At 55.2% G+C, this 15,097-nt stretch carries 13 protein-coding genes; 2 read left to right on the plus strand and 11 right to left on the minus strand.

Annotation, left to right across the window (positions count from 1 at the left end):
- Window positions 1-288: 288 nt before the first annotated feature.
- Window positions 289-423, plus strand: a complete 135-nt coding sequence (locus AAH450_RS06690) for a hypothetical protein (protein WP_342909477.1) — start codon at window positions 289-291, stop codon at window positions 421-423.
- 199 nt (window positions 424-622) lie between these two features.
- Complete coding sequence (gene argS, locus AAH450_RS06695) at window positions 623-2,353, plus strand: arginine--tRNA ligase (protein WP_342909478.1); 1,731 nt, start codon at window positions 623-625, stop codon at window positions 2,351-2,353.
- A gap of 69 nt (window positions 2,354-2,422) precedes the next feature.
- Here the strand turns inward: argS and flhE are convergent, their stop codons facing one another.
- From flhE to cheW, 11 genes are all read right to left on the minus strand, one after another.
- Window positions 2,423-2,812 carry a flagellar protein FlhE gene (gene flhE / locus AAH450_RS06700; RefSeq protein WP_342909479.1) on the minus strand — a complete coding sequence of 130 codons (390 nt, stop codon included), beginning with the start codon at window positions 2,810-2,812 and terminating at the stop codon, window positions 2,423-2,425.
- On the minus strand, window positions 2,812-4,890 hold the full coding sequence (flhA, locus tag AAH450_RS06705; protein WP_342909480.1) for a flagellar biosynthesis protein FlhA: 2,079 nt from the start codon (window positions 4,888-4,890) through the stop codon (window positions 2,812-2,814). The genes flhE and flhA overlap by 1 nt, the downstream gene beginning before the upstream one ends.
- Entirely contained in the window at window positions 4,890-6,032 is a 1,143-nt protein-coding gene (gene flhB, locus AAH450_RS06710) for a flagellar biosynthesis protein FlhB (RefSeq protein WP_342909481.1), read from the minus strand. Before flhB ends, flhA begins: the two co-directional genes overlap by 1 nt.
- Window positions 6,033-6,182: 150 nt before the next feature.
- On the minus strand, window positions 6,183-6,827 hold the full coding sequence (gene cheZ / locus AAH450_RS06715; RefSeq protein WP_342909482.1) for a protein phosphatase CheZ: 645 nt from the start codon (window positions 6,825-6,827) through the stop codon (window positions 6,183-6,185).
- 9 nt (window positions 6,828-6,836) lie between these two features.
- Window positions 6,837-7,226 carry a chemotaxis response regulator CheY gene (gene cheY, locus AAH450_RS06720; protein WP_306206030.1) on the minus strand — a complete coding sequence of 130 codons (390 nt, stop codon included), beginning with the start codon at window positions 7,224-7,226 and terminating at the stop codon, window positions 6,837-6,839.
- A 42-nt stretch (window positions 7,227-7,268) separates the two neighbouring features.
- On the minus strand, window positions 7,269-8,318 hold the full coding sequence (locus AAH450_RS06725; protein WP_342909483.1) for a protein-glutamate methylesterase/protein-glutamine glutaminase: 1,050 nt from the start codon (window positions 8,316-8,318) through the stop codon (window positions 7,269-7,271).
- On the minus strand, window positions 8,318-9,190 hold the full coding sequence (gene cheR, locus AAH450_RS06730) for a protein-glutamate O-methyltransferase CheR (RefSeq protein WP_342909484.1): 873 nt from the start codon (window positions 9,188-9,190) through the stop codon (window positions 8,318-8,320). Before cheR ends, AAH450_RS06725 begins: the two co-directional genes overlap by 1 nt.
- Window positions 9,191-9,234: 44 nt before the next feature.
- A complete protein-coding gene (locus tag AAH450_RS06735) occupies window positions 9,235-10,824 on the minus strand; it encodes a methyl-accepting chemotaxis protein (RefSeq protein ID WP_342909485.1) in 1,590 nt (529 codons plus the stop codon).
- Window positions 10,825-10,871: 47 nt separating this feature from the next.
- Window positions 10,872-12,551 (minus strand): methyl-accepting chemotaxis protein, encoded by a 1,680-nt coding sequence (locus tag AAH450_RS06740; protein ID WP_342909486.1) that lies wholly within the window; start codon window positions 12,549-12,551, stop codon window positions 10,872-10,874.
- A 112-nt stretch (window positions 12,552-12,663) separates the two neighbouring features.
- Complete coding sequence (locus AAH450_RS06745) at window positions 12,664-14,334, minus strand: methyl-accepting chemotaxis protein (RefSeq protein WP_342909487.1); 1,671 nt, start codon at window positions 14,332-14,334, stop codon at window positions 12,664-12,666.
- Window positions 14,335-14,578: 244 nt separating this feature from the next.
- On the minus strand, window positions 14,579-15,076 hold the full coding sequence (gene cheW / locus AAH450_RS06750; protein ID WP_342909488.1) for a chemotaxis protein CheW: 498 nt from the start codon (window positions 15,074-15,076) through the stop codon (window positions 14,579-14,581).
- Window positions 15,077-15,097: the final 21 nt, after the last annotated feature.

Genomic DNA, 15,097 nt, shown 5'->3' on the forward strand with positions numbered 1-15,097 from the left:
AGTTTTTCTTAACATTCATTTTCTGCCACCCCTGATTACCGGGCCAGCGTAATTGATGATTACGCCACAATTCATTAAGAACCTGCTCTTTTGAGACGATATTTAAATCAAATTTCCAGTTTAAGCTGGTTCAGAGCCAGGCTAATATTTAGAAAGTGCCATTTAAGCTTCTGTTTTAATTTAGTTAAATTTATACAATGCGACTATTCTTAAATCCTCTACAACCCGTTGTAGGTTATTCTGCATCCTTATAGATTTGTTCTGACCCTCACATCAAGGAAAAGCAAAATGCTTATGTTAATTTTAGTTGCAGTGCTGATTGCAATGATGGGGTTTGCGCTGGTCCGCCACTGGAAGGTAATTAACGATAAAACCACCGTTGCTAGTCCCCATCGCCCCCATCGTGCAGCCCGTCGCCGTTAAAGACTCTGGCGGGAAACAGAGCCGTTTCCCGCCGCCCTCGCCAGACGTTCTCAGGTTCCTGGATAACTCTGCCTGAAATGCAGTATACTTTTCCCCTTCTTTTTTAGCGGTACCAGTGTACAACAGAACCTTGTTGGCTGGCCTCGCTCAGGGTGACGGTCTGCATAAAAGCAGGCTTTTTTAGCATATAAGGTAACTTGTGAATATTCAGGCGCTTCTCTCAGAAAAAGTCAGTCAGGCGATGATCGCGGCCGGCGCTCCGGCCGATTGTGAACCGCAGGTGCGGCAGTCTGCCAGGATCCAGTTTGGTGATTACCAGGCGAACGGCATCATGGCCGTAGCCAAACAGCTCGGTATGGCACCCCGACAACTGGCAGAAGAGGTTCTGAAGCACCTGGCGTTGACCGGCATAGCCAGCAAAGTCGAGATCGCCGGTCCTGGTTTCATTAACCTGTTTCTGGATAAAGCCTGGCTCTCTGCTCAGGTTGACCAGGTAGCGGCCGCGCCTCGTCTGGGTGTTGCGCCCGTCACGCCGCAAACCATCGTCATTGATTACTCTGCACCCAATGTGGCGAAAGAGATGCATGTGGGTCATGTGCGCTCCACCATCATCGGTGATGCCGCCGTGCGCACGCTGGAATTCCTCGGCCACAATATTATTCGCGCCAACCACGTGGGCGACTGGGGCACCCAGTTCGGTATGCTGATCGCCTTCCTGGAGAAGCAGCAGAATGAGCATCACGAAGAGATTGCGCTCTCCGACCTGGAAAACTTCTACCGCGAAGCAAAGCGCACCTATGACGAAGACCCGGAGTTTGCCGAGCGGGCGCGTGGCTATGTGGTGAAGCTCCAGGGAGGCGATGAATATTGCCGTGCCATGTGGAAGAAGCTGGTGGATATCACCATGACGCAGAATCAGCTGATTTATGACCGCATGAACGTCACGCTGACCCGCAAAGATGTGATGGGCGAAAGTCTTTACAACGCCATGCTGCCGGGCATTGTCGAAGACCTGAAAGCCAAAGGTCTGGCGGTAGAGAGTGAAGGCGCCACGGTGGTGTTTCTTGACGAGTATAAAAACAAAGATGGCGACCCGATGGGCGTCATCATCCGTAAAAAGGATGGCGGTTATCTCTACACCACAACGGATATTGCCTGTGCCAAATACCGTTACGAGACGCTGCATGCCGACCGCGTGCTCTATTACATCGATTCGCGCCAGCACCAGCATCTGATGCAGGCCTGGACTATCGTGCGTAAAGCTGGCTATGTGCCGGAGTCCGTGCCGCTGGAGCACCATGCGTTTGGCATGATGCTTGGAAAAGATGGCAAGCCGTTTAAAACCCGCGCGGGCGGTACCATCAAGCTCTCCGATCTGCTGGATGAAGCGGTAGAGCGCGCCACTAAGCTGGTGGCAGAGAAAAACCCGGATATGCCAGCAGACGAGCTGAAAGCGCTGGCTAACACCGTCGGCATCGGCGCGGTTAAATATGCTGACCTGTCCAAGAGTCGCACCACAGATTACATCTTCGACTGGGACAACATGCTGGCCTTTGAAGGGAATACCGCGCCATATATGCAGTATGCTTATACCCGTGTGCTGTCGGTGTTCCGTAAAGCGGGGATTGATGAGTCCGGGGTTACGGGCAAGGTGCAGATCACTGAAGATCGTGAAGCGGCATTAGCGGTTCGGCTGTTGCAGTTTGAAGAGACGATCACTCAGGTCGCCCGTGACGGTACGCCTCATGTGATGTGCGCTTACCTCTATGAGCTGGCCGGTCTCTTCTCTGGCTTCTATGAGCACTGCCCAATCCTGACGGCCAGTGACGAAGCGACAAAGCAGAGCCGGCTGAAACTGGCGCTGTTAACCGCCAGAACCCTGAAGCAGGGGCTGGATACGCTGGGAATCGAGACTGTAGAGAGAATGTAATTTTTTTGCAGATCAAAAAAGGGGACGAAGCGATTCGTCCCCTTTTTGCGTTTCAGAGCGGCCCGGCATCTAATGGTAATTGACCATGACCTGATTACTCAGCACCCGCAAATCCCTGTGCAGCCTGCCCTTACCCTGAACACCATAAACAAAGTAAAGCCCCTGATAAGCTGTCAGGTTACTTAACCCACGCGTTGTCCCACTGGCACCGTCAAGCGGAACGCAGCGCTTTTCCGCACAGAGATGAACCACCAGGCCGGAGGGTGCAGGCCCGGTCAGCACATAGCGCCAGGAGACCTCGGTAATCGCTCCGCTAACGGGTTCTCTGGCCGTCAACGCCGGCGATGAAGCCTGCATGCCACGGTTCTGCAACCCTGGCCCAGGAGAACTGGCCTGCCAGGCGCCGCTGGCGCAGGCGAGTCCCGGCAGAAACGCCAGCAGGCACAGCAGTTGTTTCATCAGTGGCCCCCAATGGTAGAGGTCATGCGGATCTGACGATTATCGGTCAGCTCCAGATTGGAGATCACCATCATCTGCGGCATGTTGCGGCGCAGGAAGCGGGCCAGCAGGGCACGCAGCGGATGGTTAACCAGCAGCACTGGCGGTGCGCCCAGCGACTCCTGATGATCCAGCGCGCCCTGCGCCTGCGCCATCAGACGGTCAGCCAGCCCTGGCTCCAGTCCACCACCGCCCTGCAATGCCTGCAACAGCAGACGTTCCAGCGTGGTATCTAATCCAATAACCTGCACCTCGCCATTTCCAGGGAACCACTGTTGCGTAATAGCACGGCCCAGCGCGACGCGCACCACGGAGGTCAGCTCGTGCGGATCGCTCTGCACGGCAGCGTGTTCCGCCAGCGTCTCGATAATGGTGCGCATATCACGAATAGAGACGCGTTCAGCCAGCAGGTTCTGCAACACTTTATGCAGCGTGGTCAGGGTGATAACGCCGGGAATTAAATCTTCCGTCAGCTTCGGCATCTCCTGCGTGACGCGGTCAAGCAGCTGCTGCGCTTCCTGGCGGCCAAACAGCTCGCTGGCATACTGACCAATCAGATGGTTCATATGGGTTGCCACCACGGTACTTGCTTCCACCACGGTAAAGCCCTGGATCTGCGCCTGCTCTTTCAGCGCACTGTCAATCCAGGTGGCCGCAAGGCCAAAAGCGGGATCTACTGTTGCTTCACCCGGCAGGCTGCCTGCTGCGGTGCCGGGGTTTATCGCCATCCAGCGACCAGGATAGGCATCCCCGCTGCCTATTTCCACCCCTTTCATCAGAATGCGGTAACGTGCAGGCGGCAGATCCATATTGTCGCGAATATGCACAACCGGCGGCAGGAAGCCCATCTCCTGAGCGAATTTTTTACGGATGCTGCGGATACGTCCCAACAGTTCACCATCCTGCTGATGGTCAACCATCGGGATCAGGCGGTAACCCACTTCCATTCCCAGCGAATCTTCCAGCTGGACGTCGGTCCAGGAGGCTTCGGTGTTGGAGGCGGTTTCAATCTGTTTCGGCTGTATTTTGGGTTCAGCTTTAGGCTTACTTTCCTTGCCGCGAAGATACCAGGCAAGACCAAGCAGCGCCGCGGTAAACATCAGGAATACCAGGTTTGGCATGCCCGGCACCAGGCCCAGCAGGCCCAGTACGCCAGCACTCAGCATCATCACGCGCGGATTTTTGAACAGCTGGGTGACCATCTGCTCGCCCACGTCCTGATCGGTGCCCACGCGGGTCACGATCACACCGGCAGCGGTTGAGATAACCAGAGCAGGGATCTGCGCCACCAGACCATCACCAATGGTCAGCAGCGTATAGCTTTCGGCAGCGTGCCCCACATCCATCCCGTGCTGGATGACGCCGACCAGCAGCCCGCCCACCACGTTGATCACCATGATCATGATCCCGGCGATGGCATCCCCACGGACAAACTTACTCGCACCGTCCATCGATCCGTAGAAGTCTGCTTCCTGCGTCACATCAGAGCGGCGCTGCTTAGCTTCATCTTCCCCAATCAAACCGGCATTCAGGTCGGCATCGATAGCCATCTGCTTACCGGGCATTCCGTCCAGCACAAAGCGCGCGCCCACTTCGGCGATACGCCCCGCACCTTTGGTGATAACCATGAAGTTGATGATAACGAGGATGATAAACACCACGATACCGATGGCGAAGTTACCGCCCACCAGGAAGTGACCAAAGGCTTCAACAACCTGACCTGCGGCAGACGCTCCGGTATGGCCTTCCATCAGAATGATACGGGTGGAAGCAACGTTCAGCGCCAGGCGCAACAGCGTTGAAAAGAGAAGAATGGTCGGGAAGGCAGCGAACTCCAGCGTCTTCTGCGTGAACATCGCCACCAGAAGCACCATGATCGACAGCGCGATATTAAAGGTGAACAGCAGATCCAGGATGAAAGGCGGCAGCGGCAGCACCATCATCGAGAGGATCATCAGAATCAATACCGGCCCGGCCATTACCTGCCATTGGGTATCTTTAACATTCGGTAACCGTAATAAAGCGGCCAGATTCGCCATCAGTCATCTTCTCTTGTGGCAAAGTCCAGCGCTTCCGGCACCGGTAAATTGTCAGGTTTTTTCGGGGCCAGGCCACCCTCCAGCTTCCAGCGACGGAGTTGCCATACCCAGGCTAACACTTCTGCTACGGCCGCATATAACGTTCCCGGAATATGCTGGCCAATCTCACTGTGTCGGTACAACGCACGCGCCAGCGGCGGTGCTTCTAAAACAGGAATACGGTGCTCTTTACCTAATTCACGAATGCGCAGGGCAATTTCCCCTGCCCCTTTCGCTACGACTTTCGGGGCGCTCATCTTGCGTTCGTCATACTGTAAGGCGACAGAGTAGTGCGTCGGGTTGGTGACGATAACATCCGCTTTCGGCACATCGGCCATCATGCGTCTGCGGGCTGCGGCACGCATTTGCTGCCTTATGCGCCCTTTAACATGCGGGTCACCTTCCTGCTGCTTGTACTCATCGCGGATATCCTGACGGGTCATGCGCAGCCCCTTGAAGTAGCTGTAGAGCTGCCAGAACACGTCGAAGCCCACCATCGGCGACAGCCCCAGAACGATCAGGATGCTGCACATCGCAATCATATTCAGCGCGTTTCCCAGTGCGCTGTAGGGGTTTTCGCTGATCAGCCGCAGCATATCCGGCCAGTGGCTGCTGATATAAAGCCAGGTCACGCAGCCTACCAGCAGCGCTTTCAATATGGACTTCAGTAATTCAGCGGCAGACTGCGCGGAAAAGAGCCGCCCTAACCCTTTTATCGGGTTCATTTTTCCCAGATCGAACTTAAGCGCCTTGCTGAAAACGAGGCCGCCCAGCAGCATCGGCGCGGCGATAGCGACCAGTACCAGACCGCCCATCATTGGGATCAGCGCAAACACGCCCTGAGTCACAAGGTTTCCCATCAGATGGAACATCTGGCTGGTATCGCTGACCACGGAGTGATTGAATTTAAGCCCGTCGGCCAGCAGCGCACCGATTTTTCGCGCCATAGAGGCCCCGGTCATCCACAAAATAGACAGCCCCGCCACCAGCATCAGCACGGAAGTCAGCTCGCGCGAACGCGGTATCTGTCCCTCTTCTCGTGCTTTTTCTATTCGGTGGGGGGTTGCGGATTCGGTCTTTTCCTCTTCACTGTCTCCGGCCACGGCAGCCTTTCCTCAATAGGGAATTTCAGGTGCCAGCATGCCAAATTGGCGCAGGGATGATGCCGCGAGTAAACGCGTAAAAAGGGGGTTATTTGCGGGATAGTAAAAATAGCAGGAGCTGGCGGGCGCCAGCTCCTGTCACAGACAAGCTTAAAACCCGAGGCTGTCCAGCAGATCGTCCACCTGATCCTGATTCGCTACCACGCCAGGCGCAGTACCGTTGATCTGGGGACCATTCAGCAAACTGTCCACATCCTTCTTCGGACGGGAAGCCTGGTCTGGAATGTTATCCAGCAGCACCATTAACAGCTGGCGCTCAATCTCCTGGATCACATCCATCATGCGCTTGATAACCTGACCGGTCAGGTCCTGGAAATCCTGCGCCATCATGATTTCCATCAGCTGCGCGTTGGTGAAAGCGGTGTGTTCAGGCACGGAGTCCAGATAACCACGGGTATCCGAAACCAGTGAGCGGGCATCTGCCAGTTCAACAGGGTTTTCAAACCACGCATCCCAACGACCTTTCAGCGCTTTCGCGCCATCTTCCATCAGCGTCTGACGTGGCTGTGAAGCCTCCACGCAGTTAAGCGCACGTTCTGCCGCCTGAGCGGTCATTTGCACTACGTAATCCAGGCGGTCGCGGGCATCAGGAATCGCTTCCGCCGCGTCAGCAATAGCTTGATCCAGTCCCAATTCACGCAGGCTGTCGCGCAGCATCCGCGTCAGCGAACCAATTCGGGAGATTATGTCGTTGGCGGAAGCCGCATCAACATTTGGTGTCGGAAGTGTGCTCATCTCGGCTCCTTACATACCCAGCTTTTCGAAGATCTTGCCTAACTTCTCTTCAAGGGTCGCTGCAGTAAAAGGTTTAACGACATAGCCGCTGGCACCAGCCTGAGCAGCCGCAATAATGTTCTCTTTCTTGGCTTCCGCCGTGACCATCAGCACCGGTAACTTGCTCATCGCCGCATCAGCACGAATGGTCTTCAGCAGTTCCAGACCATCCATGTTGGGCATATTCCAGTCGGATACCACAAAATCAAAGCCGCCAGCTCGCAGTTTGTTCAGGGCATCCACACCATCTTCCGCTTCATCAACGTTATTGAAGCCAAGCTCTTTCAGGAGATTACGAACAATACGACGCATCGTATTGAAATCGTCGACCACCAGAAAACGCATATTTTTATCAACCATACTCACTCCCGTTATTTTGTAGCCCGCTGGACGGGCGCTGCGTTAAATACGTAATGCCTGTCCGGCGCTAATTTTGGTCAGCATGTGCTGACTGATTTGGTGAAGATCCACCACTTCACTGGCTCCCCCGAGGGCAATTGCCTCTCGAGGCATGCCAAATACGACACAACTTGCTTCATTCTGGGCAATCGTCCAGGCGCCCGCTTTGTTCATGGCCAGCAGACCGGCGGCACCGTCGTTGCCCATGCCCGTGAGAATGACGCCAACGGCGTTTCGTCCTGCGTGCTGAGCCACTGATTTAAACAGTACGTCCACCGACGGTTTATGGCGGTTGACCGGCGGCCCTTCATTCAGCTTGACCTGATAGTTGGCACCGCTTCTTGCCAGCTCCAGATGCATGGCACCCGGCGCAATGTAGGCGTGGCCCGGCAGAATACGCTCGCCATCTTCTGCCTCTTTCACCGTGATCTGGCAGAGCTTGTTCAGCCGCTCGGCAAAAGAGCGGGTAAAACCTGGCGGCATGTGCTGGGTAATCAGCAGTGCCGGGCTGGTGGCGGGCAAGGGTTGCAGCACATGTCTGATCGCTTCCGTCCCCCCCGTCGAGGCGCCTATCGCTATCAGCTTTTCACTGCTCAGCAGCGGCCCCGCTTTCAGCATCACCGGCGTGCCCTGTGGCCCGCGCAGATGCAGTTTGGCTCGGGAGGCGGCGCGAACTTTGTCCGCTATCATCTGGCTGTAAGCCAGCATCCCTTCACGGATGCCCAGCGAAGGTTTAGTGACAAAATCCACCGCCCCTAACTCCAGCGCACGAAGCGTGACTTCAGAACCTTTACCGGTCAGGGAAGAGACCATCACCACCGGCATAGGCCGCAGGCGCATCAGCTTTTCCAGGAAATCGAGTCCGTCCATACGCGGCATTTCCACATCCAGCGTCAGCACGTCCGGATTAAACTCTTTGATCAAATCCCTTGCCACCAGCGGGTCTGGTGCCGAAGCCACCATCTCCATATCCGCATGGCTGTTTATGATTTCTGTCATCAACTGACGCATCAACGCAGAATCATCTACGCATAACACTCTGATTTTTCCCATTATCTTTCCTTAGTCAGTCCGTAGACTGTCTGACCGCGCAGATAAAATTCTTTACTGATCTGGCTGAAGTTCTCTGAATGTCCGGCAAACAGGATCCCGCCGGGTTTCAGCATGGGGACAAAGCGCCTTAAAATCTTTTCCTGCGTCTCTTTATCAAAATAGATCATGACATTACGACAAAATATGGCGTCAAACTGCCCCGGCAGCGCCCACTCATTGCCCAGCAAATTGAGCTGCGCAAAAGTAATGCTGTTCGCCAGCTCAGGCCGGACTCTGACCATGCCTGAATGCGGGCCGGTGCCACGGAAAAAGAACTTTTGCAGCTGCTGAGGCGAGAGCGTGCGTAGCTCTTCCTGGCGATAAACGCCCGCCAGCGCCTTCTCCAGCACCTGCGTATCAATGTCGCTGGCATGTACCTGAAACTTGCCCGGCCCTGCTCCCAGCGTCTCGCTCAGCGTCATGGCGATGGAATAAGGCTCCTCGCCAGTAGACGCCGCCGCACACCAGACGTTAAAGCTGCCGCTGCGCCGTTTGGCATGTTCTGCCAGAATCGGGAAGTGGTGCGCCTCGCGGAAAAATGCCGTCAGGTTGGTGGTCAGCGAGTTAATAAAAGCCTGCCACTCCGGGCTGTTGGAATCGCTCTCCAGCAGCGCAAGGTAACGACCAAAATCGTCTATGCCTAACATCCGCAACCGACGAACCAGGCGGTTATAAACCATTTCTCGCTTATGATCGGCGAGAACGATGCCAGCGCGCTGGTAGATCAACTGACTGATACGCTTAAAGTGCGTATCGGATAACGGCAGGCGCTGAACCATCTGGGACAGCAGCGTGGCATTCTCCTGCGGTGCTAACAACGTCGATTTTTTCATGTAAGGCTACCCTGCAAAGTGCTGATTAAGGGGTTAAAACACAGCTATATTCCCTGTATGCCGATCTGATGACCTGTGAGCGCGTCCCCCGCGTCCAGTGAAAATCTCGTCACTGCGTTCGACAGGTGTTCGGCTTGTGCTTCAAGGGCTTCTGTGGCTGCTGCCGCTTCCTCTACCAGCGCGGCGTTCTGTTGTGTCACCTGGTCCATCTGGCTGACCGCCTGAGCGACCTGCTCAATGCCCCTGCGCTGCTCGTCCGATGCCGAAGCAATCTCACCCATAATGTCGTTAACGCGGGTGACGGACTGCACTATCTCTTCCATCGTTTCGCCTGCCGAAGCCACCAGCTCTGCACCCTGATCAACGCGACTAACCGAGGCTTCAATCAGCGCTTTAATCTCTTTTGCCGCCTGCGCACTGCGCTGCGCCAGGTTGCGAACTTCGCCTGCGACCACGGCAAAGCCTCTGCCCTGCTCACCCGCGCGGGCCGCTTCCACCGCCGCATTCAGCGCCAGGATATTGGTCTGAAATGCAATGCCATCAATCACGCCGGTGATATCGCCAATTTTCTTCGAGCTGCTGGCAATCTCGCTCATGGTGGTCACCACTTTGCTGGTCAGCGTGCCGCCTTTGTGTGCGGTAGTGGAAGCCTCTTTCGCCAGCTGAGAAGCCTGACGGGCGTTTTCGGCGTTACCGGTTACCGTCGCCGTCAGCTGCTCCATGCTGGCTGCTGTTTCTGCCAGTGACGCCGCCTGCTGCTCGGTACGGGAAGACAAATCGTTGTTGCCAGAAGCGATCTCACGGATGCCGGTTTGCATCGCATTCGTCCCTTCCCGCACGCTGCTTACCGTTTCTGCCAGCGAGTGCTGCATCGCCTGTAAGCTCATAAATAACTGGCTCAGTTCGTTGCGTCCCTGGGTATCAATGGTGCCGCCCAGGTTACCAGAGGCGATGCGTTCAAAATGACCGCGCATCCTGGAGAGAGGCGCAACCACCGCCTTACGAACCCACCAGACCCCTACGAGCGTGACCAGCAGCGAGAGCAGCACCGCCACGAAAAAGATCACTTTTGACTGGTTATAAAAACCTTTACCCGCCTGGTTGGCATGTTCACGCAGAACATCGATATGCTTCATCCAGCTGTTGTACTGCACCTGAAACTTGTTCTGAACGCCCTGCGTTGGCGAATCCAGGAAATCCTGTAGCTGATAGTTCTGCAAATAAGCGATCAGTTGCGAAAGTTCGTGAGCGTAATCGTTATAAACAGCAGTCATCGCTTTCTTCAATTCGATCTCTTCCGGGGTGATTACCGGGATGGCATCAAATTGCTTAAAAGCTTTATCGGCAGTATTCAGATCTTCCTGAGCCTTACTCATCAAACTTGTGACCTGATCGCGCGGTAAGCTCAGCGCTGCACGGGTTCCCGCACGGCTCAGCGTAACGCGCGCGCTCAGCAGGGCAGCCCAGGTTTCTCCCAGCGCTTCACGCTGGTTACTGCTGGCTTCCACTTCACTTAAATTGCGGGCATCCAGGCGAAACGAGTTAAACGACAGCCCGCTGCCCACAATTTGCATCAGACAAAACAGCCCCAGCAAAAAGAAGATTGCGGTAGAGATACGAATACGACTAACCATCAAAACCTCCGGGTGTTGCCGCCCAATCTGAGCGGCGAGCAAGTGCGTCAGAACGTTTCCCAATTATCATTTGAAGTCGTCGCGGCAAGCGCTTTCGGTAAGGCTGCTGCCGGCTTCAAAAGTGGGTTTTTATTTGCCTTACTGCTATTAACGGCCTGGATGACATTTTCTTTACGAATTCTGAACACCGCGACCGCCTGAGTGAGTCGGCTGGCCTGCTGTTCCAGCGCGGCTGCGGCGGTAGCGGACTCTTCCACCAGCGAGGCGTTCTGCTGCGTTACCCGGTCCATCTCTGTCACCGCAGTACCGACCTGGTCAATACCTTTGCTCTGCTCATCAGACGCAGAGGCGATTTCGCCCATGATGTCCGTGACGCGGGTGACCGCACTGACGATATCCGCCATGGTCTCACCGGCGCTCTCTACCAGCACAGAACCGGTATCCACGCGGGCTACGGAATCCTCAATCAGTCCTTTAATTTCTTTCGCTGCCTGGGCACTGCGCTGGGCAAGGTTACGCACTTCGCCTGCCACCACCGCAAAGCCACGTCCCTGCTCACCCGCACGGGCGGCTTCAACAGCGGCGTTCAGTGCCAGGATATTGGTCTGGAAGGCAATACCGTCGATCACGCTGGTAATATCGGCGATCTTTTTGGAACTTCCGGCTATCTCATTCATGGTTTTCACCACGCCATCCACCACCTTGCCCCCTTTTTGCGCTGTCTCAGAGGCGCTCAGCGCCAGCTGTGAAGCCTGACGGGCGTTTTCGGCGTTCTGCTTCACGGTAGCGGTGAGCTGCTCCATGCTGGCCGCCGTCTGCTCCAGCGAGGCAGCCTGCTGTTCGGTACGGGATGAGAGATCGTTATTTCCTGCGGAGATTTCACTGGCGCCGGTGTAGATCGCGTCAGAACCATCACGCACATCGCTTACCGTGCGCACCAGCGCCTGCTGCATATCACGCAGGCTGTCGGCAAGCTGCGTCATCTCGTTGCGGCCATGCGATTCAATAGACTGCGTCAGATCGCCGCTGGCGATATGACGGATATGATCGATATTGCTTTTTAACGGACTCAGCAGAATTTTGTAGATGCCGCTCCAGGCGAGCGTAATAACCGTCAGGGTGATTAGCAGCACGGCCAGCAGCAGCCACAGCGTCTGCTGATATGCTGTTTCGTTTGCTTTAACGCCATTGGCCGTAAGCTGGTTATTGGTCTCCAGCCACTCGTTATAGGTTTTTTCGAACTGGTCCTGATAACTCTGTGTCGGCTGGGCGACAAATTCGGCAAAGCGCCCCGCCTGCATCGCCACTATCAGCTCACCTAATGCATCATGCAGCTGTTGATAATTTGCCAGCAGCGTTTTGACGTTTTCTGCTGATTTGCCCTTTTCTGACAAATTAGCATTGAACACTGCCAGCGATTTATCAGCCGTCTCGAGATCTTCCTTCGCCTGCGTCATCAGTTCTGCCACTGTGGCGCCCGCACCCGTCTGGTTTGCATCCTGCAAATAACGTATCCCCGCACGGTTCACCGTATTGCGTGCCTGCACCAGTGAAACCCAGGATGTGCCCATCGCCTGCTGCAAGGTGCGCAACTGCTGGCTGAAAGCAAAATTGTCTTTGTCATTTTTGACCGTACTGAAAAACAACCCGCCCGTACCCAGTTGCAGCAGTGCAAACAGCACCAGCACGCTGACGAGGCCCGTAACAACCTTTATACGCTTGAACATGATTACCTCTGAATGAACAACAATTGGCACTGTTATCGGCACGATGGAGGGGAACTTTATGCAGTTGTCCGCCGATTGCTCAGCGGACAGACCTCTTACAGGATTTCAGAAATTAAAAGGTTTCCCAGTTGCCTTCGGAGGCAACAGGCGCAGCGGCTTTACGCGCCACGGGCTGAGCCGGACGGCTGAGAGAGGATGCACGCTGCGCTGGCTTGATGCCCTGCTCTTTGCGTACGCGGAATACCGCCACGGCCTGGGTCAGACGGCTGGCCTGGTCTTCCAGCGCGGCAGCGGCAGTAGCGGACTCTTCAACCAGCGAGGCGTTCTGCTGCGTCACGCGATCCATCTCGGTGACGGCGGTGCCAACCTGATCAATGCCTTTGCTCTGCTCATCTGACGCAGAGGCGATTTCGCCCATGATGTCCGTGACGCGGGTGACCGCATTAACGATATCCGACATCGTTTCACCTGCCGTGCCTACCAGGGCGGTACCGCTGTCTACGCGGGTTACCGAGTCTTCGATCAGGCTTTTAATCTCTTTCGCGGCCTGGGCACTGCGCTGGGCAAGGTTACGCACTTCGCCTGCCACCACCGCAAAGCCACGTCCCTGCTCACCGGCACGGGCAGCTTCTACTGCCGCGTTCAGTGCCAGGATGTTGGTCTGGAAAGCAATGCCGTCGATCACGCTGGTAATATCAGCAATTTTCTTGGAACTTCCGGCAATATCGCTCATGGTTTTCACCACGCCGTCCACCACTTTGCCGCCTTTCATCGCCGTTTCAGAGGCGCTGAGCGCCAGCTGGGACGCCTGACGGGCGTTTTCCGCATTCTGTTTCACGGTGGCAGTCAGCTGCTCCATGCTGGCAGCCGTCTCTTCCAGCGAAGCGGCCTGCTGTTCAGTACGGGCAGAGAGATCGTTATTTCCTGCGGCAATTTCGCTGGCACCGGTATAAATCGCATCGGAACCGTCACGCACGTCGCTGACGGTACGCACCAGCGCCTGCTGCATCTCCAGCAGGCTGGCTGCCAGCTGGGCCATCTCATTACGGCCTGTAACTTCAATCGTATGGGTCAGGTCGCCGCCTGCGATATGACTGATATGCGTAATGCTGGTTTGCAGCGGGGTGATCAGCACCTTGCGCAACCCTACCCAGCAGAGCGCAATCAGCGCGACTATCAGCACCATCACCGTGCCAATCACCCACAGCATGTTGGTGTAGGCTGCTTCGTTAGCCGCCACGCCCTGCACGGTGATCACGCTTTGCGCGTTACGCCAGGCAGTATAGGCCGCCTGCATCTCGTTCTGCTTCTGCTCGATGTTCAGTTTGAACATCTCAGGAAGCTGTTTGCTGCTCATCAGATCCAGCATCTGCGACAGCGCTTTTGAGTAGAGATCGTAGTTGCTTTCCAGATTGGAAATCACCTGCGGATCCAGCCCTTTAGTGTTGGGGGTACTTTTATATTTGGTATAACTTTTATCCGCATCCGCCAGTAAACTTTTCCCCTGATCGCTGATAGCAGTCAGAGAGGCGCTGTTGATGCTGTTGGCCGTTTCACTTTGCAGGCGCAGCATGCCGCGGTTCAGGGCGATACGGGTCTGGTTCAGCGCAATCCACGCGTCGGTAAACGCCGCTACGTTGTCACTGGAGTTCTGTGCAATGGAAAAGCTTTCTTTATCGCTGGTCAGTGCGCGAATAAACAGACCGCCGGAGATCAGCTGCATAGAGCCGAAGATCAGCAACACTAACAGCAGGCTGGTGACCACTTTGATGCGTGTAAACATAGGGAACCCTTGATGTATTAAATGGAACAACATCAGATTTATCGGCGCGGGATATTGAAACTTTATGTGGTGAAGAGGGGTTCTGTAAGAGATATATTTTGCTATTTAAATCAAAGAGCAAACATTACTTTAGACTTTTGTAGTTAATTAAAGCTGCCTCAGGCGCGGTATTTTCTCTGTCTGCACCTGAAAAAAAGGGCTGTACGCGTTACGTACAGCCCTCTGTTAGCGTCATGCCCGGCTATCAGGCGCTGCGCAGTATGTCCACCAGGGCCATCTCTTCGCTGTTCAGCAGCTTCTCGATATCCACCAGGATCAGCATACGGTCGCCCAGTGCGCCAAGGCCGGTCAGGTATTCGGTAGACATGGTGACCGCAAATTCCGGAGAAGGACGAATTTGATCGGTAGTCAGGGAGAGCACGTCAGAGACGCCATCCACCACAATACCCACCACGCGCTGTACCAGATTGAGTACGATCACCACGGTGTTTTCGTTATATTCCACATCCGGCTGCGCAAACTTAAGGCGCAGGTCGATGATAGGCACGATAACGCCGCGCAGGTTAGTCACACCTTTGATAAATGAAGGGGTGTTGGCAATACGGGTCACCTGGTCGTAACCGCGGATCTCCTGCACCTTCAAAATATCAATACCATACTCTTCGTCTCCCAGCGTAAACACCAGGAACTCCTGGCCTACGGTTTCGCCAGCAAGTTTAGTGACAGTTGCCATTCCAGTCATAGTTCTACCCTTAATCGGTTA

Source organism: Erwinia magellanica, assembly GCF_039023495.1.
Classification (GTDB): Bacteria; Pseudomonadota; Gammaproteobacteria; order Enterobacterales; family Enterobacteriaceae; genus Erwinia.